The organism is Aeromonas sp. BIGb0405, from assembly GCF_024807335.1.
GTDB lineage: Bacteria > Pseudomonadota > Gammaproteobacteria > Enterobacterales > Aeromonadaceae > Aeromonas > Aeromonas rivuli.
Map to the genome: position 1 here is coordinate 234,273 of NZ_JANUEP010000003.1, position 24,109 is coordinate 258,381.

The window sequence follows — 24,109 nt, forward strand, 5'->3', positions numbered from 1 at the left end:
TGGTGCAATCTTGATGACTGGCGGACAACCGCGAGCGAGGAGGCCTGCTCAGCCTGAGTGCGCGGCCAGATCCTTTAGCAGGCCTTCCACCCGCTGCAAGCGGGTGACTCTGTCCTGGGTCGGTACCTGGAAGCGCAAGCGGGTCGGCCCGTCCATCTTGAACACTCGGGGCTGCTCGGAGAGCAGCTTGACCAGGTAGCCGGGGTTGACCCGGGTATCCTGATTGAAGTCCAGGTAGCCGCCGCGCTCGCTCATCTCCAGACGCTTGATGCCAAGCGCCGCCGCCTGCTGGCGGAAGCTGGCAATGTCGAACAGCGTCTTGGCGGCATCGGGCAGCAGACCGAATCGGTCGATAAGCTCCACCTTCAGCTCGCGCAGCTCAGCCTCATCACTGGCACTGGCTATGCGCTTGTACATGGAGAGCCGCATGTTGACGTCCGGGATATAGCCTTCTGGCAGGAGGGCGGGCAGGCGCAGCTCCACCTCGGTGTGGTCGCTCATCAGCTGCTCGAGGGAGGGCTCCTTGCCACTCTTGAGTGCCTCGACCGCCTGCTCCAGCATCTCCATATAGAGGGTGAAGCCGACCGACTCTATCTGGCCGCTCTGATCGTCTCCCAAGAGCTCGCCCGCGCCACGGATCTCCAGATCATGGGTGGCCAGGGCGAAACCGGCGCCGAGATCTTCCAGGGATGCAATGGCATCGAGCCGCTTGGCTGCATCCTTGGTCATCAGCTTGGGGGGCGGGGTGAGCAGATAGGCATAGGCCTGATGGTGGGAGCGCCCGACCCGGCCCCGCAGCTGGTGCAACTGGGCCAGGCCAAGGTGATCGGCCCTGTCCATGATGATGGTGTTGGCGCTCGGCACGTCTATGCCGGTCTCGATGATGGTGGTGCAGACCAGCAGGTTGAAACGCTGGTGATAAAAGTCCGACATGATCCGTTCGAGATTGCGCTCCGGCATCTGGCCATGGGCGATGCCGATGCGCGCCTCCGGGATGAGCTCGGCAAGATCGTTGGCACACTTGTCGATGCTGGCCACGTCGTTGTGCAGGTAGTAGATCTGGCCGCCCCGTTTGAGCTCACGCAACACCGCCTCGCGGGTGACCGCGGGCTCTTGCTGGCGCACGAAGGTCTTGATGGCGAGCCGCTTGGCAGGGGGGGTCGCGATGATCGACAGATCCCGCATCCCGGCCATGGCCATGTTGAGGGTGCGCGGGATAGGCGTGGCGGTGAGGGTGAGGATATCCACGTCGGCGCGCAGTGCCTTGATCTTCTCTTTTTGACGCACCCCGAATCTGTGCTCCTCATCGACGATCAGCAGCCCCAGATCCTTGAAAGTGAGATCGGAGCCGAGCAGCTTGTGGGTGCCGATGATGATGTCCACCTTGCCATCGGCCAGCTCCTTCAAGACGCTGGTCTGCTCCTTGGCGGAGCGGAAGCGGCTCAGCACCTCGACCCGCACCGGCCAGTTGGCGAAGCGATCCCGGAAGTTGTCATAGTGCTGCTGGGCCAGCAGGGTGGTGGGCACCAGCACGGCCACCTGCTTGCCGCCATGGACCGCCACGAAGGCGGCGCGCATCGCCACTTCCGTCTTGCCAAAGCCCACGTCGCCGCACACCAGCCGGTCCATGCTCTTGGCCTGGCACATGTCGCCGAGCACCGCATTGATGGCATTGAGCTGATCGTCGGTCTCCTCGAACGGGAAACCGGCGGCGAACTGGCGGTAGTTCTCCTTGTCGTGCTTGAAGGCAAAGCCGCTGCGTGCCGCGCGCAGGGCATAGACATCGAGCAGCTCGGCCGCCACGTCGCGCACCTTCTCGGCCGCCTTGCGCCTGGCCTTGACCCAGGCCTCGCCGCCGAGCTTGTGGCTGGGGGGATTGTCGGAGCCGGTGTAACGGCTGATCAGGTGCAAGTTGGTGACGGGGACGAACAGCTTGTCGCCACCGGCGTACTCCAGGGTCAGAAATTCGGTGGGCAGGCCACCGGCGTCCAGGGTCTCCAGGCCCAGGTAGCGGCCGACCCCGTGATCCAGATGCACCACCGGCTGACCCTGGGTCAGCTCGCCGAGGTTGCGGATCACCGCATCGGAGCTGAGGTTTTTGCTCTTGTCTCGCTGGCGCTTGCTGCGGATCTTGCCGCCGAGCAGCTCGCCTTCGGTGATGAAGGCAAGGGGGGCCAGCTTCGGCTCGCGCAGCAAGAAGCCACGCTCGAGGGGCCCGACCAGAATACCCTGCTCGCTGTGGCTTGCGAGAAACGCGGCCAGGCTGGCAAATTCCGGCGGATTGAGACCGATACGGGCCAGCAAGTCGCGCAATACCTCGCGGCGCCCCTCGGTTTCGACCGCAAAGAGGGTTCGCCCCGCAAAGTCTTGCAGGAACTGCTCCAGGGCGAGCAGGGGGCGCTCCTTGCTGTTGTCGAGTTGCAGCTCGGGCAGGGGCTCGACCGGCAGATTGATCTGGCCGGCGCCCTGGGGAGTCGGCTCTTCTTGCAGGCGCACGGCGCCATATTGGCCGAGGGCCTGGAACAGCTGCTCCACCGGCAGATAGAGACGGGCGGGCTCGAGCAGGGGGCGGCTGGTGTCCCAGCGCCGCTCTTCAAAGCGTTGACCTATGTCGTTCCAAAACCCCTGGGCGGCGGGGTAGATGTCGCCGACCGTGATGAGCTGGGTCTGGGCGGGCAGGTAGTCAAACAGGCTGGCGGTCTGCTCGAAGAAGAGCGGCAGATAATATTCGATGCCGGCCGGCCAGCGCCCCTTGCTCACCTCCTGATAGATGGATCCGTCGGCCCGCGACAGCTCGAACAGCTCGCGGAATTGGCCGCGAAACAGCTCGATGGCTCCTTCGTCGGTGGGGAACTCCCGGGCGGGCAACAGGCTGACGCTCTTGACCGGTTCGCTGGAGCGCTGGGTCTCGGGGTCGAAGGGACGGATGGAGTCCACTTCATCATCGAAGAAATCGATGCGATAGGGCGCTGTGCTGCCCATGGGGAAGAGATCGAGCAGGGAGCCGCGGGCGGCAAACTCCCCATGCTCCAGTACCTGCTCCACCGCCACATAACCGGCCTCGGCCAAACGGCCGCGCAGTTGTTGCAAATTGAGGCGCTGACCCGCCTTGACCATCAGGCTGTACTTGTCGAGATAGACCCGGGGAGCACAGCGCAGCATCAGGGTCGAGATAGGGACTATCAGGGCGCCGCGTTGCATCTGCGGTAGCTTGTAGAGGGTCTCGAGCCGCTGGGAGATGATGTCCTGATGGGGAGAGAAGGTGTCGTAGGGCAGGGTCTCCCAGTCCGGGAACAGCAGCACCGGGCAAACTGGTTCGTCGGGTTCGACCTGGCTGAGCAGATAGCGCAGCTCCTGCTCTAGGCGCAGGGCGCTCGGGGTATCGGCGGTCACCAGCAGGGTGGGGCCATCGTTTGACCGGGTGAGTTCGGCGGCCACCAGGGCCAGGGCGCTGCCATGCAGTTGGCCCAAGGTGCTCTTCTGGCCCGCTTTGGCGGGCAGTACGGGTAGGGTTAGGGATCTCATCACTCTGTCTTTAGCCTTGGCCCGTGCGGGCTCGGTGTCTGGTCGACTCGAAAGATGTCACATCGTTCGGGCCACATACTGGCGCGCAGGTTAACGAAGTCGCTCCTGGGCGCGTGCCTTGAGCTGGCGGGACTGGACATGGAGGCTGGCTCGTACCAGCAGTTCGCGATCTTCCTCACGTATGCGGGCGTAGTCGAGGGCGACATGCTGGCCATGCTCGCCGGTCGTGACTTCGCGTACTCTGGCGTAGCAGTAGACGGCGGAGGCCTCGTCACGCAAAAAAATCTTGAGGCGCACCAGCTGCGCCTTGGCGGGCGCCTGGCCATGCCCCTGGGCCGGGTGCAGATAGGTGAGCTGACCCGCGCCAAAGGTGAGGGTGTGGAAGCGCTGCTCGGGGTGATCCTGGGCGGCCAGCACATAGCTCATGATCATGTCGATCTTGTGGGACTGCTGGTTGATGATCTCGACCAGATCCTGCATGGCGTCATTCTGGCTGCGAATGAGCCGGGTGGTCGCCATGTCGATGGAGCTGATGGCGGCGGCGATGCGAAAGGGCTCGGGCAGCTCGGCCTCCAGCGCCTGTTCGCTCGGTAAAAGATAATCATCCGGCAGGAGGATAACATTGACCGGCGTGGCATGGGTGACGCTGAAGAACTGTTCCTGCATGGAGGCTATCCCTTGTTGTCATGGACGGTTTCCCTTTATTATCCGGTATCTTATTTTGTTGGCAACGTGCATATCCTTGAAGACCGGACTTTTTCAGCCCCTTTCGCTGGCCATTGGCCTGCGATATGCAGGGTCACGGCGCAGTAATCGCTTCGTCTCTTTCATCTCTCTGTTTTCCACCTTTGGCATCGCCATCGGGGTCGCGGCCCTGATGGTGGTCATCTCCGTCATGAATGGCTTCGAGGGGCAGCTCAAGGGCCGCATCCTGGGGGTGATCCCCCATGTGGTGCTGACCAGCGAGGCCGGGCGCATCGATGCCGCCCCCGAGGGGCTGCCTGATCTGGCCAAATTGCCCCATGTGGTGGCGGTGGCCCCCATGCTCGATAGCGAGGGCATGCTGCAGAGCCCGGGTCAGCTGACCGGGGTGAGCGTGCAAGGCATCGATCCCGCCCATTGGCCCAAAGATGACATTCTGCACTCCCAGATGCTGGGGGGGCGGCTCGCCTCCCTCAAGGGCGGTGAGTACCAGATTGTCTTGGGTCAGGGGGTAGCGCGTCGCCTCGGCGTCGGTCTGGGGGATGAGGTGCGACTCATCCTGACCGAAGGCACCCGCTTCACGCCCTTTGGCCGGGTACCCGCGCAGCGGCTCTTTACCGTGTCGGGCATCTTTGGCGTCGGCGCCGATGTGGATGACCAGATAGCCCTGATCGCCATTCAGGATGCCCAGCGCCTGCTGCGTCTGCCGAGCAATCAGGTGGGCGGTCTGCGGCTCTGGCTCGATGATCCCTTCGCGGCCGACGCCGTGATCAAGACGCCACTGCCGGACGGTTACCAGTGGCAAGATTGGCGACGGGAGCGTGGCGAGCTGTTCCAGGCGGTGGCCATGGAAAAACGGATGATGGGACTGATGCTGGTGCTCATCATCGCGGTGGCGACCTTCAATATCCTCTCTGCCCTGGTCATGGTGGTCACCGACAAGGAAGGGGAGGTGGCCATCTTGCGTACCATGGGCATGAACGAGTCTGGGATCATCAAGATCTTCATGGTGCTGGGGGCGTCCAGCGGGGTGATTGGTGCCCTGTTCGGTGCCCTGGCGGGCCTTGGCCTCTGCCTGGGCCTCAATCCGTTGCTCAACGGGCTGGGACTCAACCTCTATATGGCGGCGGGGGGCAGTGGCCTGCCCGTCATCGTCGAGCCGATGCAGGTGGTCACCATACTCGGTGGCGCCGTCTTGCTGAGCTTTGCTGCCACCCTGTATCCTGCTGCCCGCGCGGCACGGGTGCGTCCGGCCGAGGCACTGCGTTATGAATAATTCATCTTCTGTATCTACCCCCGATGTGAGTGGAGTCCCTGTTATGAATGAGCCCTTGTTGCAAGAACCCCTGCTGCGTTGCCAGGGGCTCAATCACGTCTATCAAGAGGGGGAGCTGGAGACCCAGGTGCTCAAGGGGATCGATCTCTGCGTCGCCCCCGGCGAGATGCTGGCCGTGGTGGGCAGCTCGGGCTCGGGCAAGACCACCTTGCTGCACCTGATGGGCGCCCTTGACAACCCATCGAGCGGCTCAGTGCAGTTCAAGGGGCAGGATATTCATCACTGGGACAGCCATACCCAGGCGAAATTCCGCAATCAGGAGCTGGGCTTCGTCTACCAGTTCCACCACCTGCTTGCCGAGTTCACGGCCCTGGAGAACGCCGCCATGCCGCTGCTCATCGCCGGTGAATCCGTTGCCACGGCCAGTGACAAGGCGAGCAAGATGCTGGCCCGGGTCGGGCTCTCCCATCGTCTGCATCACAGACCCTCCGAGCTGTCGGGTGGTGAGCGCCAACGGGTGGCCATCGCCCGTGCCCTGGTCAATGAGCCCAGCCTGGTGTTGGCGGATGAGCCGACCGGCAACCTGGATCACGCCAGTGCCACCGCCGTCTATGAGCTCTTGTGCGAGTTGAACCGCGAACTCGGCACCGCCTTTGTGGTGGTGACCCATGATCTCAGCCTGGCGGCCAAGTTGCACCGCCGGGTGGATCTGGTGAACGGTGTCATGGCGGAGGTCGCCTGATGTTCAAGCCGCTGCCCCTGTTTCTGGGCCTGCGCTACAGTCGCTCCCGCCGTCGTAACGGTTTTATTGCCTTTATCTCCGCCTCGTCACTCATCGGCATCGCCCTGGGGGTGATGGCGCTGATCCTGGGGCTCTCGGCCATGAACGGCTTCGAGCGTGAGCTCAAAGACCGGGTACTGGCCGTCATTCCCCATGGGGAGCTGGATGCGGTGGAGACACCGCTGCCCGACTGGCCCAGGCTGCGCGATTATCTGCTGGCTCAGCCCGGCATCGAGGCCGCAGCCCCGGTCATTCGCCTCAACGGCCTGCTCGAACATGGCAGTGCCCTCAAGGGGGTGCAGCTGCGCGCCGTGCTGCCCGAGCTCGAAGCCAATCTCTCCGATGCGGGCAACTTCATGACAGGGCGGGGTTTTCGCGAACTCAAGGCCGGTGAGCGTGGGGTCATCCTCGGCAAGACCATCGCGGACAAGCTGGGGGTCGGCATCGGCGATCAGGTGGCCATCTTGCTGCCCCAGGGCGGCGACGCCGCCGGCATCAAGAACCCGAGGCGCGAAGCGTTGCACGTGGTCGGCCTGCTCGAACTCGGCGGTCAGCTCGACGGCCTGCTCGGCTTCATGCACCTCAATGATGCCCAGGCCATCTCCGGCATGGGCACGAACGTAGAGGGCTTCAGCCTCAAGGTGGATGATGTGCTCAAGGCGCAGTCCATCACGGTGGCGGCGGCCCAGCGTTTCCCCCATCACGTCTATATCCGCAGCTGGATGAACAGCCAGGGCTATCTCTATCAGGACATCCAGATGGTGCGCACCGTCATGTATGTGGTGATGTTGATGGTGGTGGCGGTGGCCTGCTTCAATATCGTCTCCACCCTGGTGATGGCGGTGAACGAGAAGCGCAGCGAGATTGCCATCCTCAAGACCATGGGGGCGAGCCCCGGCCAGATCCGGCTCACCTTCGTCATCCAGGGCATGGTGAACGGGGTGCTGGGGGCGCTGTTGGGGGCGCTGCTGGGTGGCCTGCTGTCGAGCAAGCTGACCCAGATCCTGAGTGCCATCGAGGGAGTGATCGGCCATCGCTTCCTCAACCCCGATATCTATTTCATCGATTTTCTGCCCACCGAGCTGCATTGGCAGGACATGGCCATCGTCACCGGGGCGGCCATCTTGATGAGCCTGTTGGCGACCCTCTATCCGGCCTGGCGGGCGAGCGCTCTGGTGCCGTCCCGGGAGCTGGGGCACTGATCGAACGATACGTGATAAACCGCGTTGCTCACGAATAGCAATGGCGGAAATGAAGAAGGGCCCGGCAGGGCCCTTCTTCTATTTGCAGCGCAGGCGGGTCAGTGACCGCTGAGTTCATCGAGAGGAAGGGAGAAGCTGGGCACGAACACATCGATAAAGTAGCGCATGGCCGGGCTCATGCGCTGCTCAAGCATCTGTTCCAGGCGTTTTCTGGCGGGCTCAAATTCCCGGTTGCCGGCGTTGATCTCCTCCAGGCACTTGGTATAGGCACAGAGGGTATCGGCATCCTTGACCAGCCGACCGAGCGCGCTGTCCTGGGCGGCGGAATCGAGCAGGGGACGAAAATCCTCGACCAGTTCGGGGGGTAAAAGAGCCAGCAGTCTCTGCTCGGCGGCCAGCTCTATCTTCTTGTATTCCTTGGCTATCTGCGGGTTGAAGTACTTGACTGGCGTGGGCAGGTCCCCGGTCAACACCTCGCTGCTGTCGTGATAGAGCGCCATGACGGCGGCGCTGTTGGCATCGAACTGACCGTCGAACAGGCGGTTATGGATGAGCCCCAGCGCATGGGCCACCATGGCGACCTGCAAGCTGTGCTCGGCGATGTTCTCCGGCTGTATGTTGCGCATCAAGGGCCAGCGATATATGAGTTTCATGCGGGAGAGATTGGCAAAGAAGTGGCTGGGCAGCATGGATGACCTCGAGCTATGGCAATAAAAAAGGGCAGACCTTAGTCTGCCCTTTTTTTACCCCGCAGGCATCGCCTGCATGGTGATTCTTCATCAGCGAATATAACGACCGGATTCCGCTTCCTGGTTGGTGACCACCATCTGGCCTATGGGGGCCAGGGCAATCAGTGCCAGCTTCAGATGCTGTATGCCAAAGGGAATGCCGATGATGGTCACGAAGCACGCCAGCGCCGAGGCGATGTGGCCGATGGCGAGCCAGATGCCGATCACCAGGAACCAGATGATGTTGCCAATGAGGCCGAGCGTCCCGGTGCCTATGTCTCCCTGGCCCATCATGCTCTTGCGGCTCACGGCCTGCTTGCCGAAGGGGAAGAAGGTAAAGGTGCCGATCACGAAGCAGGAGCGGCCCCAAGGAATGCCGATGAGCGAGATAAAGCAGATCAATCCCGCCAGCCACCAGGCCAGTCCCATGATGACACCACCGAGCAAGAACCACAGCAGGTTGAACACAACGCGAAAAAAGCCCATCAGTTTGACTCCAAATCCAGATTGGCTGCCACCATAGCTGCGCGGGGCGGGGGACGCAATATGTGAATAGGCGCCTCGCCATACTGAACGGTCAATTAGAGTCGCAGCCTGTGGCGCAGCGGGGGCATTTTCGTTAGATTTATCGAAGAAAAAGTGAGCCAGTGCAAATTCTTCTACCCTTTACCCTTGAAGTTGGCCCCAGCTTGCCCCATATCCACCACAGAATTGCACTCATTGCCGCTTCAGGGGCAGGGATGTGGGGCTCTGCGGCTCGACGTGACCAAAGTGCGCCGCTATAATGTCGCGTCATATTTTCTCATCACAAAGACAGTCGTTGTCTTTATAAACAGGAAGACTCCGGGTCTCGACCCAGGGGCAATAAAGGGTCAGCACACAGTGCTGAGTTGAACGAGGTAAAAGAATGCAAGTTTCTGTAGAGACAACCCAAGGTCTGGAACGCCGTCTTACCATCACTGTACCGGCTGCCGCTGTTGATGCCGCCGTGCGTAAAGAGTTGAATGGCCTGGCCAAGACTCGTCGCATCGACGGTTTCCGTCCTGGCAAGGCTCCGGTAGCCATCATCAAGAAGATGTTCGGTGCCATGGCTCATGCCCGCGTTGCCGATGAGATGATGCAGAACAACTTCATCAAAGCCATCATCGAGAGCAAATTGAGCCCGGCCGGTGCCCCGACCATGGATCCGAAAGAGATCAAGGAAGGCGAAGATTTCGAATTCACCGCCACCTTCGAAGTCTACCCGGAATTCGAAGTTGCCGGTCTGGAAGCCATCAAGGTTGAGAAGCCGGTTGCCTCCGTCAAGGACGCCGACCTGGCCAACATGATCGAGACCCTGCGCAAGCAGCACGCCACCTGGGCTGATGTTGACGCAGCGGCCGCCAGCGGCATGCGTGTCACCATGGACTTCGTCGGTTCCATCGACGGTGAAGAGTTCGACGGTGGCAAGGCTGAAGGCTTCACCCTGGAGCTGGGCGCTGGCCGCATGATCCCGGGCTTCGAAGACGCCATCCTTGGCAAGAAAGCGGGCGACGAGTTCACCATCGAGGTGACTTTCCCGGCTGACTACCACGCTGAAAACCTCAAAGGCAAGGCGGCCAAGTTTGCCTCCAAGCTTAACAAGGTTGAAGAGCAGGTGCTGCCTGAGCTGACTGAAGAGTTCGTCAAGCGTTTCGGTATCGAAAGCGGTTCCGTGGACGACCTGAAAGCCGAAGTGCGTAAAAACATGGAACGCGAACTGACTCAAGCCCTGAAAAACAGCGTGAAAGAGCAAGTGCTGAACGGCCTGGTTGAAGCCAACCAGATCGATCTGCCTAAAGCAGCTGTCGAGCAAGAGATCGATGCCCTGCGTGAGCAGGCACTGAAGCGTTTCGGTGGTTTCCAGGGTGGTCAAGCCCCCGAGCTGCCGGCTGAGCTGTTCCAGGCTCAGGCTGAGCGCCGCGTGCGCGTCGGTCTGCTGCTGGGTGATGTCATCCGCACCAACGAGATCAAGGCTGATGACGCACGCGTTACCGCACTGATCGAGTCCATGGCCACCGCCTACGAAGATCCGAAGGAAGTGATCGAGTACTACCAGAAGAATGAGCAGATGCTGAATGGCGTTCGCAACCTGGCAGTAGAAGATCAAGCCATCGACCTGATCCTCTCCAAGGCGCAAGTGACCGAAAAAGAAGTGGCCTTTGACGACGTGATCAACAAGTCTGGCGCCGCTGCCTAAGAAGATTTGACTTAAGGTCAACACTGTTAAGTATAATGGCTCGTGTGATGTCCACTCGGGCCATTTTATTTTAGGGACAATGCCTTATGTACAAAAACTATAACGACGTGACAGATTCTCCCCGCAATGCCCTGATCCCCATGGTGGTCGAGCAGACTGCCAAGGGCGAGCGTTCGTATGATATCTACTCCCGTCTGCTCAAGGAGCGGGTCATCTTCCTGACCGGTCCGGTTGAAGATCACATGGCCAATCTGGTCGTAGCCCAGCTCTTGTTCCTCGAGTCCGAGAGCCCGGATAAAGACATCTCCATCTATATCAACTCTCCAGGCGGCGCGGTGACGGCAGGCATGTCTATCTATGACACCATGCAGTTCATCAAGCCGGATGTGAGCACCGTCTGTATGGGGCAAGCCTGCTCCATGGGCGCCTTCCTGCTGGCGGGGGGTGCCAAGGGCAAGCGTTTCTGCCTGCCCAATGCCCGGGTGATGATCCATCAACCGCTGGGCGGTTTCCAGGGCCAGGCATCGGACATCCAGATCCATGCCCAGGAGATCCTCAAGATCAAGAATACCCTGAACGAGCGGTTGGCTTTCCACACCGGCCAGGACATGGCGACCATAGAGCGTGACACCGACCGTGACAATTTCATGTCGGCAGAGCAGGCAATGGCCTATGGCCTGGTGGATGGCGTGTTTAACCAGCGCGCCTAAAGCAGGGTACACCGGTCTGTTGTAAACTCAGCAGACTGATCATCCTCTATTGATACAACGAGGTTGCTGAATGACAGAGAAACGCAAGGGTGAAGGTGACAAGCTGCTCTACTGCTCTTTTTGCGGCAAAAGCCAGCATGAAGTGCGCAAGCTGATCGCTGGCCCTTCCGTCTACGTTTGCGATGAGTGCGTCGAGCTGTGCAATGACATCATCCGTGAAGAGATCCGCGAGATCTCTCCCAAGCGTGATGGCGATGCCCTGCCGACCCCTCACGAAATTCGTGCGCACCTGGATGACTATGTCATCGGTCAGGAGTATGCCAAGAAGGTATTGGCGGTCGCCGTCTACAACCACTACAAGCGTCTGCGTAACAGCGGCGATGGCAGTGGTGTCGAACTCGGCAAGTCCAACATCCTGCTGATTGGCCCGACCGGTAGCGGCAAGACCCTGCTGGCCGAGACCCTGGCCCGCCTGCTGGATGTGCCTTTCACCATGGCCGATGCCACCACACTGACCGAAGCCGGTTATGTGGGGGAGGACGTGGAGAACATCATCCAGAAGCTGCTGCAAAAGTGCGACTATGACGTGGAGAAGGCCCAGCGTGGCATCGTCTACATCGACGAGATCGACAAGATCTCCCGCAAGTCGGACAACCCCTCCATCACCCGCGACGTGTCCGGGGAAGGGGTACAGCAGGCCCTGCTCAAGCTGATCGAAGGCACCGTTGCCTCTGTTCCGCCGCAAGGGGGCCGCAAGCATCCGCAGCAGGAGTTCCTGCAGGTTGATACCTCCAAGATCCTCTTCATCTGTGGCGGCGCCTTTGCCGGCCTGGACAAGGTGATCGAGCAGCGCTCCCACAAGGGCGCGGGTATCGGCTTTGGCGCCGAGGTCAAATCCAAGGATGCCAAGGCTTCCTTGAGCGAGACCTTTGCCAAGGTGGAGCCGGAAGATCTGATCAAGTACGGTCTCATCCCCGAGTTCATCGGCCGTCTGCCGGTAGTGGCGACCCTGACCGAACTGGATGAAGCGGCCCTGATCCAGATCCTCAAAGAGCCGAAGAACGCGCTGACCAAACAGTACGCGGCCCTGTTCGATCTGGAAGGGGTGGAACTGGAGTTTCGTGACGATGCCTTGAACGCCATTGCGCGCAAGGCAATGGAGCGTAAAACCGGTGCCCGGGGTCTGCGGTCTATCGTCGAAGCCGTGTTGCTCGATACCATGTATGACTTGCCGTCCCTGGACGGGATCAGCAAGGTGGTGATCGACGAGACGGTGATCAAGGGGGATTCTGCGCCCCTGATGATCTACGAAAATAACGATACCCAGGCGGCTGCATCAGAGTAACAGACTGATTTTTAATCAGATGAAAGGGGCATTTAGCCCCTTTCTTGCTTTTTACGGCCAAGGCGATTGAATCTCATCTTTACGCCCCCATATACTCAGCCAAGCGCTTTGCCAACGGTATAACAAGCCGAGAGGACATATATGAACCTAGAGCGTTCAGAACGCATCAAGATTCCCGTCCTGCCTCTTCGTGACGTGGTGGTTTACCCCCACATGGTCATTCCACTCTTCGTGGGGCGGGAAAAATCCATTCGCTGTCTTGAAGCGGCCATGGAGCAAGACAAGAAAGTCCTGCTCATAGCCCAGAAAGATGCGTCAACCGATGAGCCAACCGTCGAGGAGATCTTCTCGGTCGGGACTGTGGCCAACATATTGCAGATGCTCAAGCTGCCGGACGGTACCGTCAAGGTACTGGTCGAAGGCGGCCAGCGTGCGCGTCTCGAGCAGATGATCGATGATCAGGACTTCTTCGTGGGGGAGGCCGAATACATCGCTTCCACACCTATCGAAGAGCAGGATCAGGAAGTGCTGGTGCGCTCCGCTATCGGTCAGTTCGAAGGCTATATCAAGCTCAACAAGAAGATCCCGCCCGAGGTGCTCACCTCGATCTCGGCGATCGACGATGCGGCGCGCCTGGCCGATACCATGGCTGCCCACATGCCGCTCAAGCTGGAAGACAAGCAGAAGGTGCTGGAAATCGCCTCTGTGTCCGAGCGCATCGAGTTTCTGATGGCCATGATGGAGTCGGAGATTGACCTCTTGCAGGTCGAGAAACGCATCCGCTCCCGGGTCAAGAAGCAGATGGAGAAGAGCCAGCGCGAGTACTATCTGAACGAGCAGATGAAGGCCATCCAGAAAGAGCTGGGTGAGCTGGAAGACTCGCCGGATGAGTTCGAGGCGCTCAGTCGCAAGATTGAAGAGGCGGGGATGCCTGCCGATGCCCATGACAAGGCTCAGGCAGAACTTGCCAAGCTGAGAATGATGTCGCCGATGTCGGCCGAAGCCACCGTAGTGCGCAGTTATGTGGACTGGATGGTGCAGGTGCCCTGGCGTACCCGCTCCAAGGTCAAGAAAGACCTTGGCAAGGCGCAAGAGGTGCTGGATGCGGATCATTATGGCCTGGAGAAGGTCAAGGATCGCATCCTCGAATATCTGGCGGTACAGGCGAGAGTCAACAAGCTCAAGGGTCCCATCCTTTGCCTGGTTGGGCCTCCCGGTGTGGGCAAGACCTCGCTTGGTCAATCCATTGCCAGGGCGACCGGCCGCAAATATGTGCGCATGGCGCTCGGCGGCGTGCGAGACGAGGCCGAGATCCGCGGTCACCGTCGCACCTATATCGGCTCCATGCCCGGCAAGCTCATCCAGAAGATGGCGAAAGTCGGCGTGAAGAACCCGCTGTTCCTGCTCGATGAAATCGACAAGATGAGCTCGGACATGCGCGGTGATCCCGCTTCCGCCTTGCTGGAAGTGCTGGATCCCGAGCAGAACAACAGCTTCAACGATCACTATCTGGAAGTGGATTATGACCTGTCGGACGTGATGTTCGTGGCCACCTCCAACTCCATGAACATCCCGGGTCCCTTGCTGGATCGGATGGAAGTGATCCGTCTGTCCGGTTACACCGAGGACGAGAAGCTCAATATTGCCAAGCAGCATCTGGTGGCCAAGCAGATCCAGCGCAATGGCCTGAAACCGGCGGAGATCACCATAGAGGATTCCGCGCTGGTCGGTGTCATTCGCTACTATACCCGCGAAGCCGGGGTACGTAGCCTGGAGCGCGAGATCTCCAAGATCTGCCGCAAGGCGGTCAAACGCATCCTGCTGGACAAGAGCATCAAGCATATTCTGGTCAATCAGGACAACCTCAAGGAGTACCTGGGGGTGCAGCGTTTCGATTACGGCAAGGCCGCCGATCAGAACCAGATTGGTCAGGTATGTGGTCTGGCATGGACCGAAGTGGGCGGCGATCTGCTCACCATCGAGACCACCAATGTGCCAGGCAAGGGCAAGCTCACTTACACAGGTTCCCTGGGTGATGTGATGCAAGAGTCCATCCAGGCCGCCATGACGGTGGTGCGGGCTCGCGCCGAGAAGTTGCGTATCAACGCCGACTTCCACGAGAAGCGCGACATCCATGTGCACGTACCCGAGGGGGCAACCCCGAAAGATGGTCCGAGCGCCGGTATCGCCATGTGCACGGCGCTGGTTTCCAGCCTGACCGGCAACCCGGTCCGTGCCGACGTGGCCATGACGGGGGAGATCACCCTGCGCGGCGAAGTGTTGCCCATCGGTGGCCTCAAAGAGAAGCTGCTGGCAGCCCATCGCGGTGGCATCAAGCGGGTGCTGATCCCGAAAGATAACGAACGAGACCTGGAAGAGATCCCGGCCAACGTCAAACAAGATCTTGAAATCTATCCGGTTCGCTGGATTGATGAGGTGTTGGAACTGGCGTTGCAGGACAATCCACAGGGTTTCGAACGCGTTTCTGTCGTATAAAAGTTGATGCGCCGCAAACTTGGCGCACGTGCTCGGGGGTTAAGGCTTGCAAGCGCCGGATAACGGCAGTAGCCTTGACCCCCGATCCGGTACTCATGATCAGTCGCAATGCGTGATGTGGCGCGGGTTTGCGCCATATTGTCACTTGCAACTGGCCAGGAGGCTTGCTATAAAACCTCCACTTGTTGTGGCCAGGGAAATCACTGCCGCAGCGATGTTCGATAAAAGGGGAATATAAGAGTGAATAAATCTCAACTGATTGACAAAATTGCAGACGGCGCTGATATCTCCAAAGCCGCCGCTGGCCGTGCGCTGGATGCTTTCATTGATGCCGTAGGCGAAGCCCTGAAAGAGGGTGACCAGGTTGCTCTGGTTGGTTTCGGTACTTTCGCTGTTCGTGAGCGTGCTGCCCGTTCTGGCCGCAACCCGCAAACTGGTGCGACCATCGAGATCGCTGCAGGCAAAGTGCCTGCTTTCAAGGCCGGTAAGGCTCTGAAAGACGCTGTTAACTGAGTCGGTTGCTGATCCTGTCGGCTCCGTCCTTGGTCGCAGACCAGACAAAGTTAGAGGGCTCTCCCTCATACTGATTGACCAAGGCGCATCGCAATCGGTGCGCCTTTTCATTATTCATGCCCATCGAGTTCGGGAGCATAAGTACACACATGATGTTGGACAAACTACGCGAAGGCGCGCAGGGTACGGTCGCCAAGGTAATCCTGGGCCTGATCATCCTCTCCTTCGCCTTGGCCGGGGTAGGCAGCTACCTCAATGGCCCTGCTCGTACCGCACCCGCTATCGTCAACGGGACTGAAATCAGCCAGCAGGCGCTGGAAAATGCCTATCGCAACGAGCGGGCCCGCATGGAATCCCAGATGGGAGAAGCCTTCAACCAGCTGGCCGCCAACCCTGACTACATGAAACAGTTCCGCCGCAGCGTGCTCGATCGCCTGATCGATCAGGCGCTGGTCGATACCAAGGCCCATGAGCTGGGTTTGCGAGTCAGTGACGAACAGATCAAGCAGGCCATTGTCGCCATGCCGGAATTTGCCAAAGAGGGCAAGTTCGATAACGACCTCTATCTGCAACTCATCCGCCGCGCCAACATGACGCCCGAGATGTTCCGCGACTCCCTGCGCCAGGACATGGTACGCCAGCAACTGGTCGGCGCCCTGTTGGGCACTGAATTCGCCCTCAAGAGTGAAGCCGAGCAGCTCGACAAACTCTATAACCAGACCCGGGATCTGCGTCTGGTGCGCCTGGCCGCCGACAAGTATCTGGGCGAGGTCAAGGTGAGCGATGAAGAGGTGGCACAGTTCTACAAGAGCAACAGCACCCGCTTCATGAGCGATGAGAAGGTCAAGGTCGATTATCTGCTGCTCGATGCCGCCAGCTTGAGTAAAGAGATCAAGGTGACCGAGCAGGAAGCCAAGGATTACTACGATCAGCATCAGGACTTGTTCCAGCGTGCCGAGCGTCGCCATGTGGCTCATATCCTGATCCCCCTTGGCAAGGATGAGAAAGCCGCCGAGCAGAAAGCCGCGGGCTTGCTGACCGAGCTCAAGGGCGGGGCCGATTTTGCAGCCCTGGCCAAGGCCAACTCCTCTGACACCTTCTCCGCCAAACAGGGCGGCGAACTGGATTGGTTCGAGAAGGGCGTCATGGATCCGGCCTTCGAGCAAGCCGCCTTCGCCCTGAACAAGGCAGGGGATCTCTCCAACCTGGTCAAGAGCCCGTTTGGCTTCCACATCATCAAGCTGCTGGGCGTGCAAGCCGCACAGACCAAGCCGTTTGAGGATGTGATGAGCGACACCATCGCTCGTCTGCAGGCAGACAAGTCGAAGGAGCAGTTCTTCAATCTGCAGCAGAAGATGGCCGATACCAGCTTCGAGAACCCGGACTCGCTGGACATGACAGCCGATGCCCTGGGTCTCAAGGTGCAGTCGGTTGACTACTTCAGCCAGGCCGATGCCCCGGCGCCGCTCAATGATGGCAAGGCGCTCAATACCGCCTTCTCCGAACAGCTGCGCGAGGAGAACACCAACTCGGACGTGATCGAGCTGGCCGATGGCAAAGCGCTGGTGCTGCATGTGACCGGTCATCAGCCCAAGGCTGCCAAGCCGCTGGCCGAGGTGAAGGATCTGGTCGTTGCTGCCATCACCCACGACAAGGCGAGCGAGATTGCCCGTGGCAAGGCCCAGGGTCTGCTCGAGCAGATCAAGGCCGGGGAAGAGATCAGTGCCAAACTGACGGCGCTGGGTTTGAAGTCTGAAACCCACAAGGGTGTCGCCCGTTTCGCTCAGGATCTGGATCAGAACCTGCTGGCCGATGCCTTCCGTCTGCCCCATCCGACCGACGGCAAGCCGAGTGTGGATCTGGTGACCGAGGCCAATGGTGACCGTGTCATCGTTGCTCTGGACCAGGTCAACGTACCTGCCGAGGCGTCCCAGATGCTGACCATGCTGCAAGGGCAGCTCGGTCAGGGCAAGGCGCAGGCGAGCTACAAGTCTCTGGTCGATGGGCTGCGCAAGTCCGCCAAGATTGAGTACTTCACTGATGTGGAGTCTGCGGTAGAGTAATCACCCGCCTCGGACAACATGAAAAGGGCCCGCAATAGCGGGCCCTTTTTTATGCTGACAGATACTGCGGGGCAGAACCAAAAAAGGGAGCCTGATAGCGGATCAGGCTCCCTTTTGACAGGTTGTGACGGGGGTTAGACTGCCTGGTATTCCAGCTCGACCTTGCCCAGGGCCTTGAGCACCGATCTGGCCGCATCTTGCTGGCTGATCTGGCCCTTGCTGTTCTCCACCAGGACGGCCCGGCGCACCTCAGCGAGATCGGCGCCATTGAGCACCGCATGGGCGCAGGCCATCTGCATGGGGGGCAGACTGGGGTTGAAGGCGGCGTTCTCGGCATAGCGACCACAGAAGATGCGTCCGTCATTGAACTCCAGTGCGACGGCGGCGTAGCCCTGGCTGTAGGGAGCATAACTCTGGCGGGCGGCGGTCAGGGCGGCGAGCACCAGGGCATCGTCACTGCAGAGGGACAGATCATGATGCTGGGGGCTCATCAGGGCATCGCTGATCTCGAGATCTGCCGGGCCGAAGGAGTGGGGCAGGAAGGCCTGCAGGGTGCTGATGGCATCGGGCAGAGAAACTTTCATCTCCTTGGCGGTGCTCAGCTCGTTCATGAACTGGCGGCAGTGGCCGCAGGGGGTGTAGTTGACCGTGATCTCGCTGATCCCGGTCTCGCCACCTAACCAGGCATTGGAGATAGCGGACTGCTCGGCGTGGACCGAGTGGAACAGCCCTTGCCCTGCAAACTCCATGTTGGCACCCAGATACCAGCGACCGCTGAGGCCACAGGCGATGGCGCCGACGAAAAAGCGGGAGATGGGAGCCACCGAACAGGCGGCGGCCAGCGGCAACAGGGCCAGGCGCAGCTCGCGCTCGGCCAGCTGGCTGGCTGCTAATAACTGCTGGATCTGCGCCGGGCTGAAGCTGGCGGTAAAGTCATCCCCAAGCATGGGGGTCACGGCGTCTCTCAGAGAGGTCGGCAGCTGGTCGAGTATCTTGGCAAAGCGGGGATGCATCTATCTGTCCTCATGGGCCAATTGGGAGGACATTGTAGGGAGTGGTTGAGGTCATTTGTGTGAACTAACTCACAGCTTGCTCGTGCTGCCAGGGTTACGGGGAAGGGGAAACGTTTGCTTTGCCAGTGGTTTGTCGGCGGCCAGGGTTAACGTGCCTCTAAAGCGTGCTAAGAGTGGGGCAGACAAGTCTGGACAGAATGACGGGGGGAGAGCCGCCGCGACTCATTGGGGGTTATGGAACAGCGATGGCGGCCTGGCAAGCCGCCATCAGATTTAAGGGATCAGCCAGTGATAGAGGGCGAACAGCAGCGGCGCCACGGCGGCAGTCAGAATGCCGCACATCACCATGGCGAGGGAGGCGAAGGCACCCTGGCTAATGCCCTGCTCGGCGGATGCGGCGGTGCCGATGGCATGGGCGCAGGCCCCCATGGCGAGTCCCTGAGCCTCGGGATCCGTAACGCGCAGCAGTTTGAGCAGGGGATAGCCGATGAGGGCACCTATGATGCCGACCACCACCACCACGGCGGCGGCGATGGCCGGTATGCCCCCCAAGGATTGGCTGACGCTCATGGCCAGGGGGGTGGTGATCGATTTGGTGGCCAGCGACGCCAGCAGGGCCGGCTCTGCCCCCATGCAGTAACCGATCCCTAAGGTGGTACACACCGAGATCAAGACCGAGGCCAGGGTGCAGATCAGAATGGGCTTGAGCCTGGCCTGGATCTGGCGTGCCTGTTGATAGAGCGGCAGGGCAAGGGCCACCACGGCGGGCTCGAGCAGGGCCGTGATGGGGCGGGTGCCTTGCTGATAGTCGCTGAAGGGGAGGTCGAATCCGAGGATGATCCCCATGATCACCAGGGTCGGGATCAGCACAGGGTTGATGATGGGCCAGGGCAGACGGCGATAGAGGACCCGGGTCAGAAAGTAGAGCGCGAGGGTCAGGGGCAGGGCCAGCCAGATCATGAGTCCACCCCCTGTTTGATTTTTTGATTCATCTGTCGATTCATGTGCTGATAGAGGCGTCCCACCACGGCCAGGATCAGCACGATGCCAACCACGACGCACAGCAAGATAAGTTCGATGGACTGACTCAGTGGCGCTAGCCAGGCGACCAGACCGACGGCCACGGGCACGAACAGGACGCCCATATGACGCAGCAGCAGGCCGGCACCCTGCTCGACCCAGCCTAGTTTGACGATTTGCAGGGAGAGCAGCACGAACAGGATCAGCAGCCCCAGTATGCTGCCGGGGAAGGCGAAGGGCAGCAGGGCCGCCAGGGCTTTGCCTGTCAGCAGGCAGGCGATGATGACCATGAAGTCGCGAAGGTAGATCAAGGCGCGTTGGGCTAGCACTTGAGCCTCATTGGATAGCTGTGAGCGAGGTCGCAGTTTAGCAGAGTGCAGGGGCCGCAGGACAGGGCCAACTGACCCACTTATGGTACAAGCAGGGTTGGGCTCTCACGCCGCGCATGCTGAACGACCTTTGGCGCAGCACCATGAGTGCCACTCCCTGCACTTATCCAAGGAAACCGCCATGTCATCATCACTCCTCGCCCGGTTACGGGCGCTGCCCGCGGATCTGGCCCAATCCGGCAGCATGCTGCAGACCCGGCAGTGGGAGGGGCCCCTGTGCCGGGTACGGCTGGATAACCTGGGGCCTGAGCCTGCGGCAGTCGATGAGTGGTTGTTGTTTGATGGCTCGCTCGGCATCTCGCTGGATGCGGCCATCTATGGTGAGGGGTTCCAGATGCTGGCCCAGACGATGGGTCGCTGGCAGTCGCCCGAGCCGGTGGGGCGCTGCCCGGATGCCGATGTCTATCGCATCACCCAGGATGACGGCTTTCACACCATTCACAATCTCTTGCTGGTTGCCCATCCCGAGGGGTGGCTGCTGCTGGCCTTTACCAGCTGCATGCAATTTGGTGGCGAATTTCGCCTCTACCCCGACGGTCGCCTGCAGATCTTGATGCGGACCGAGGGGCGGGCGCTGGGGCCCGGCCAGCACTGGCAGAGTGAGGGGCTGCTCTGCCTGACGGGGCCGGATCGCGAACGGCTGCTGGCGGAGCTGGCCGACAGGATCTGCGCCGAGCATGGCACCCTGGTTTCGCCGATGCAGGCGCGGCCAACGGGTTGGTGCTCCTGGTATCACTACTACAGCGAGGTGGGTGCCGAGGACATCCGCGAGAACCTGGCGGTGCGGGGCGCGCGCTTCCCTGCGTTGAAATACGTGCAGATCGACGACGGCTATCAGGCCCGGATGGGAGACTGGCTGATACCTTCTGCCAAGTTCGAACAAGGGGTTGCCCCCTTGGCGGCAGAGATCCGCGCCAGCGGCTGTGAGCCGGCGCTCTGGGTCGCCCCTTTTATCGCCGAGCCAGGCTCCCGGGTGTTTCAAGAGCACCCTGAGTGGTTCGTGCAAGGAGACGATGGGCGACCGCTCCCTGCCGAGCGGGTGACCTATGGCGGCTGGCGTTGTACCCCCTGGTATGTACTCGATGGCACTCACCCCGAGGTACAGGCTCATCTCCAGCACCTCTTTCGCACCCTGCGCGAGCAGTGGGGGATCCAGTATTTCAAGCTGGATGCCAACTTCTGGGGGGCCATTCATGGCGGCCATTTCTTTGACCAGGCAGCGACCCGTATCCAGGCCTATCGCCGTGGCATGACAGCCATACTGGCGGGTGCCGGGGAGGGAGCCTTCCTGCTTGGCTGCAATGCGCCGCTGTGGCCGAGCCTGGGGCTGGTGCATGGCATGCGGGTGGGCGATGACGTGGAGCGCAGTGGTCACCGTTTTCGCCAGATAGCCAGGGAGAGCTTCTGCCGTGGCTGGCAAAATGACAGGTTGTGGGCACTGGATCCCGACTGCGTCTGTCTGCGGGATCTGCCGGGGCAGCAGGCAAAGCCCCATGACTATGAATTCCACCTGGCGGCCCTGGTGGCCAGCGGTGGCCTGGTGCTGGCTGGCGACCGGTTACAGGATCTTGCCCAGCAACAAGCGGCAGCCCTGCAAAAACTGTTGGCGCTGAGCGCGATGCGCGCCCCCGGCGCTTGCTTCGACACCATGGCATTTCGCCGCGGCTGGGTCGCCTTGCCCGGGGGAGGCAGATTGCTCTGTCTGTTCAACTGGCGCGATAAACCAGAGAGGGTGACTGTGCCGGCAGGGGGCGTGGATTTCTGGCAAGTGAGCGGGGTGGATGAGTGGCTTATTCTGGAGGCCGGTCGGGGGAGAGTGATCCGCTACGCCTGAACCCGCGCCAGGATGACATCAGGCTCCCGTGGGAGCCTGATTGTTGAGCGGTATTCGACTCAGTAGCGCCACTCGATGCCGAGGGCGTAGTTGGCTTGACCGTAACCTGGGATCTGATTGGTGGAGGCGAGGGCCTTGACGGTGAGCATGGGGCTGAGCGGGACCCCCAGACCCATGCCAACGGCCATCTGATCGTTCGGGTTGCCTATCATATCTGCCCGCAGCATGCGATAGAGAGACATGTCCTGGCTCATGTGCACATAACTTTGAGAGGCGAGGTTATAGAGCTGGCCAAACACTTCCAGCTGAAAACCGGCCTGGGGGGTGATGGCCAGGGGCACCCCGACAAACTTGTAGAGATCCGAATAGTTGAAGTAACTGTTGGTGATGGAGGGCGTGAAGTTGGTCTGCTGGTAGAGGGAGCTGAAACTCTGCTGTATCAACTGATAGCTCTGGCGTGGTAACTGCAACAGGTATTCGGGCACCTCGAAGCGAGGGGCAGCGAAGACGGTGGGCGTCAGCAGTGTCAGGCCAAACAGGCTGGCAGTAAGCAGGTTAGCGCGCATCTTGTTATGGGGTATCCCTCTGGGTGGATCTGGTTGCCCTGTCATCAAGGCCTGTTGCCATTATGGCGTGAGCAGGGCTGGGCGACAGGGCTTTAACTGTGAAACTAGTCACAAGTTACAGATTTTCAAGGTAATGGTAGAGGGACTTCAGGATGATAAAGTTCCGTTCGTTACCCTGATTCTGCTCCGCCAGCGCCTCTAGCCTGGGCAGATAGTCCGGCAGTTGGGATTCAAAATAGTCGCTGCAATGCTGGCGCCAGCGTTTGAGTTCAGGCTCGCTCAGGGTCTGTGGCCAGTTACGGGCACGATAGCGGAACAGCAGCTCGGGCAGGCGCTTGTCGCTGAAGGAAAATTCCCGTTCCCCAAGCAGCTCCGGGGCCGTGGCGCGCACCATGTCCATGGCCGCTTTGTCACCCTGGCCGAAGAAACCGGCGTAGAGCTGGGTGTCGGGGTCGAGGTCGCGGCTCCCCTCAAACTCCTGATTGAAGACCTCGACCAGCTTCTCGCGCACTTGTGGGTGAGCACGCAGCAGGTCAAGGCTCTTGCGGCACTGTTCCCTGTCAATCCCCAGTGCGTCGGCCCGCTCCGGGGTCAGGGTGGCCGCGGGGGCCAGCACCGGGCACTTGTTGATGTGCACCAGCTTGACCGGAATGCCTGCCAACTCTCCCAGCTCATCCTTGCGGGTATAGAGCCGTTCGCGGATCTCCTCGCTGCTGAGTGTGATGAGGGGGGTGGGATCCCGGGTCAAATCGACCATGATGACGGCGTTCTGGTTATGGGGATGCCATGCCAGGGGGGATACCCAGCTCACGCAGCCCTGCCAGGGGGAAAACATGCCCGAGACGTGCACCAGGGGTTTCATGGTGACCAGATCGAGGAGCGCCTTCACCTTGTTCTTGTTGCGCAGGGCAAACAGGTAATCGAACAGCTTGGGCTGCGCCTCCTTCACCTTCTTGGTCATGGCGATGGTGGCCAGTACATCCGAAAGGGCATCGTGAGCATTGGCATGGCTGATGCCATTGGCTTCGGTCAGCTTCTCCAGGCGAAAACTCGGTTTGCCCTCCTCATCGAAGGCCCACTCAATCCCTTCTGGCCGCAGCGCGTAGCAGGCGCGCAGCATGTCGAGGATGTCCCAGCGAGAGTTGCCGTTTTGCCAAGCATAGGCGTAAGGGTCATAGAAGTTGCGATACAGGGTGTAGCGCGTCACCTCGTCATCGAAACGGATGCTGTTGTAGCCGAGAATGCAGGTGTCCGGCTTGGCGAATTCGGCGTGGATCTGGGCGATGAAGTCCGCCTCGCACAGGCCATCTTTCATCGCCTTTTGCGGCGTGATCCCCGTGATGAGGCAGGCTTCCGGGCTTGGCAGGTAATCGGCTGGCGGCTTGCAGTAGATGACCAGGGGATCGCCAATCAGATTGAAATCCGCATCGGTGCGCACCCCGGCAAATTGCGCCGGTCGATCCCGGGCCGGGCTTATCCCGAATGTCTCGTAATCGTGGAAGTAAAATGTTGGCTGTGTCATGGGTCTCTACTGGTGCTGCACGGTGAAACATGGCCCCTGAGGCCTTGGGCCGCCAATGCTGGCACAGATGGGGAACCCACTGCAACGCTGGCGGGGCAAGGGGAGGGCGTCTGCTGCATTATTGGTCGCCGTTCTCTCTCATTCGAGACGCTGATTGCCATTCGACTATGGTTTACTATAAGTTGAAATATCAAATCGATAGGGTG

At 60.4% G+C, this 24,109-nt stretch carries 18 protein-coding genes and 1 pseudogene; 10 read left to right on the forward strand and 9 right to left on the reverse strand.

What is annotated here, in order from left to right; translation table 11 throughout:
- Positions 1–48: 48 nt before the first annotated feature.
- Both mfd and M2366_RS09405 read right to left on the reverse strand, forming a co-directional pair.
- The gene (gene mfd / locus M2366_RS09400; protein ID WP_259269560.1) at positions 49–3,525 is read right to left on the reverse strand and encodes a transcription-repair coupling factor; all 3,477 of its coding nucleotides are present in this window, start codon (positions 3,523–3,525) and stop codon (positions 49–51) included.
- Positions 3,526–3,615: 90 nt separating this feature from the next.
- Positions 3,616–4,191 (reverse strand): PilZ domain-containing protein, encoded by a 576-nt coding sequence (locus M2366_RS09405; protein WP_042043118.1) that lies wholly within the window; start codon positions 4,189–4,191, stop codon positions 3,616–3,618.
- A gap of 76 nt (positions 4,192–4,267) precedes the next feature.
- Between M2366_RS09405 and M2366_RS09410 the strand changes: the two genes are divergently transcribed.
- From M2366_RS09410 to lolE, 3 genes are read left to right on the forward strand one after another with little or no spacing between them, the layout of a single operon-like run.
- Positions 4,268–5,503, forward strand: a complete 1,236-nt coding sequence (locus tag M2366_RS09410; RefSeq protein ID WP_042043119.1) for a lipoprotein-releasing ABC transporter permease subunit — start codon at positions 4,268–4,270, stop codon at positions 5,501–5,503.
- Between the two features lie 43 nt (positions 5,504–5,546).
- The gene (gene lolD / locus M2366_RS09415) at positions 5,547–6,245 is read left to right on the forward strand and encodes a lipoprotein-releasing ABC transporter ATP-binding protein LolD (protein ID WP_259269561.1); all 699 of its coding nucleotides are present in this window, start codon (positions 5,547–5,549) and stop codon (positions 6,243–6,245) included.
- A complete protein-coding gene (gene lolE / locus M2366_RS09420; protein WP_224430535.1) occupies positions 6,245–7,486 on the forward strand; it encodes a lipoprotein-releasing ABC transporter permease subunit LolE in 1,242 nt (413 codons plus the stop codon). Before lolD ends, lolE begins: the two co-directional genes overlap by 1 nt.
- 98 nt (positions 7,487–7,584) lie before the next feature.
- Here the strand turns inward: lolE and yfbR are convergent, their stop codons facing one another.
- Positions 7,585–8,175 (reverse strand): 5'-deoxynucleotidase, encoded by a 591-nt coding sequence (gene yfbR, locus M2366_RS09425; protein ID WP_042043124.1) that lies wholly within the window; start codon positions 8,173–8,175, stop codon positions 7,585–7,587.
- Positions 8,176–8,265: 90 nt separating this feature from the next.
- Positions 8,266–8,700, reverse strand: a complete 435-nt coding sequence (locus tag M2366_RS09430; RefSeq protein WP_042043125.1) for a YccF domain-containing protein — start codon at positions 8,698–8,700, stop codon at positions 8,266–8,268.
- 460 nt (positions 8,701–9,160) lie between these two features.
- On the opposite strand from M2366_RS09430, the pseudogene tig reads away from it, so the two are divergent.
- The 6 genes and pseudogenes from tig to ppiD form a co-directional block, all read left to right on the forward strand.
- A pseudogene (tig, locus tag M2366_RS09435) lies at positions 9,161–10,432 on the forward strand (trigger factor); the annotation flags it as partial.
- Between the two features lie 86 nt (positions 10,433–10,518).
- Positions 10,519–11,142: an ATP-dependent Clp endopeptidase proteolytic subunit ClpP gene (gene clpP / locus M2366_RS09440; RefSeq protein ID WP_042043127.1), complete on the forward strand. Its 624-nt coding sequence runs from the start codon at positions 10,519–10,521 to the stop codon at positions 11,140–11,142.
- 70 nt (positions 11,143–11,212) lie between these two features.
- Positions 11,213–12,487: an ATP-dependent protease ATP-binding subunit ClpX gene (clpX, locus tag M2366_RS09445; protein WP_042043128.1), complete on the forward strand. Its 1,275-nt coding sequence runs from the start codon at positions 11,213–11,215 to the stop codon at positions 12,485–12,487.
- A 141-nt stretch (positions 12,488–12,628) separates the two neighbouring features.
- Positions 12,629–14,983, forward strand: coding sequence for an endopeptidase La (gene lon / locus M2366_RS09450; protein WP_042043129.1), 2,355 nt, complete (start codon positions 12,629–12,631; stop codon positions 14,981–14,983).
- Positions 14,984–15,223: 240 nt separating this feature from the next.
- Entirely contained in the window at positions 15,224–15,496 is a 273-nt protein-coding gene (gene hupB / locus M2366_RS09455; RefSeq protein WP_005315375.1) for a nucleoid-associated protein HU-beta, read from the forward strand.
- Between the two features lie 149 nt (positions 15,497–15,645).
- The gene (gene ppiD / locus M2366_RS09460; RefSeq protein WP_259269562.1) at positions 15,646–17,559 is read left to right on the forward strand and encodes a peptidylprolyl isomerase; all 1,914 of its coding nucleotides are present in this window, start codon (positions 15,646–15,648) and stop codon (positions 17,557–17,559) included.
- Between the two features lie 134 nt (positions 17,560–17,693).
- On the opposite strand, the gene cdd is transcribed toward ppiD, so the two are convergent.
- From cdd to M2366_RS09475, 3 genes are all read right to left on the reverse strand, one after another.
- Entirely contained in the window at positions 17,694–18,572 is an 879-nt protein-coding gene (gene cdd / locus M2366_RS09465) for a cytidine deaminase (RefSeq protein WP_259269563.1), read from the reverse strand.
- Positions 18,573–18,845: 273 nt separating this feature from the next.
- On the reverse strand, positions 18,846–19,532 hold the full coding sequence (locus M2366_RS09470) for an LrgB family protein (protein WP_224430531.1): 687 nt from the start codon (positions 19,530–19,532) through the stop codon (positions 18,846–18,848).
- Positions 19,529–19,921, reverse strand: coding sequence for a CidA/LrgA family protein (locus M2366_RS09475; protein ID WP_042043133.1), 393 nt, complete (start codon positions 19,919–19,921; stop codon positions 19,529–19,531). Before M2366_RS09475 ends, M2366_RS09470 begins: the two co-directional genes overlap by 4 nt.
- Positions 19,922–20,102: 181 nt before the next feature.
- Between M2366_RS09475 and M2366_RS09480 the strand changes: the two genes are divergently transcribed.
- Positions 20,103–21,815, forward strand: a complete 1,713-nt coding sequence (locus M2366_RS09480; protein WP_259269564.1) for a glycoside hydrolase family 36 protein — start codon at positions 20,103–20,105, stop codon at positions 21,813–21,815.
- 59 nt (positions 21,816–21,874) lie between these two features.
- Here M2366_RS09480 and M2366_RS09485 read toward each other — a convergent pair whose 3' ends face one another.
- Positions 21,875–22,381 carry a hypothetical protein gene (locus M2366_RS09485; protein ID WP_042043135.1) on the reverse strand — a complete coding sequence of 169 codons (507 nt, stop codon included), beginning with the start codon at positions 22,379–22,381 and terminating at the stop codon, positions 21,875–21,877.
- 115 nt (positions 22,382–22,496) lie between these two features.
- Positions 22,497–23,903 (reverse strand): exodeoxyribonuclease I, encoded by a 1,407-nt coding sequence (sbcB, locus tag M2366_RS09490; protein WP_259269565.1) that lies wholly within the window; start codon positions 23,901–23,903, stop codon positions 22,497–22,499.
- Positions 23,904–24,109: the final 206 nt, after the last annotated feature.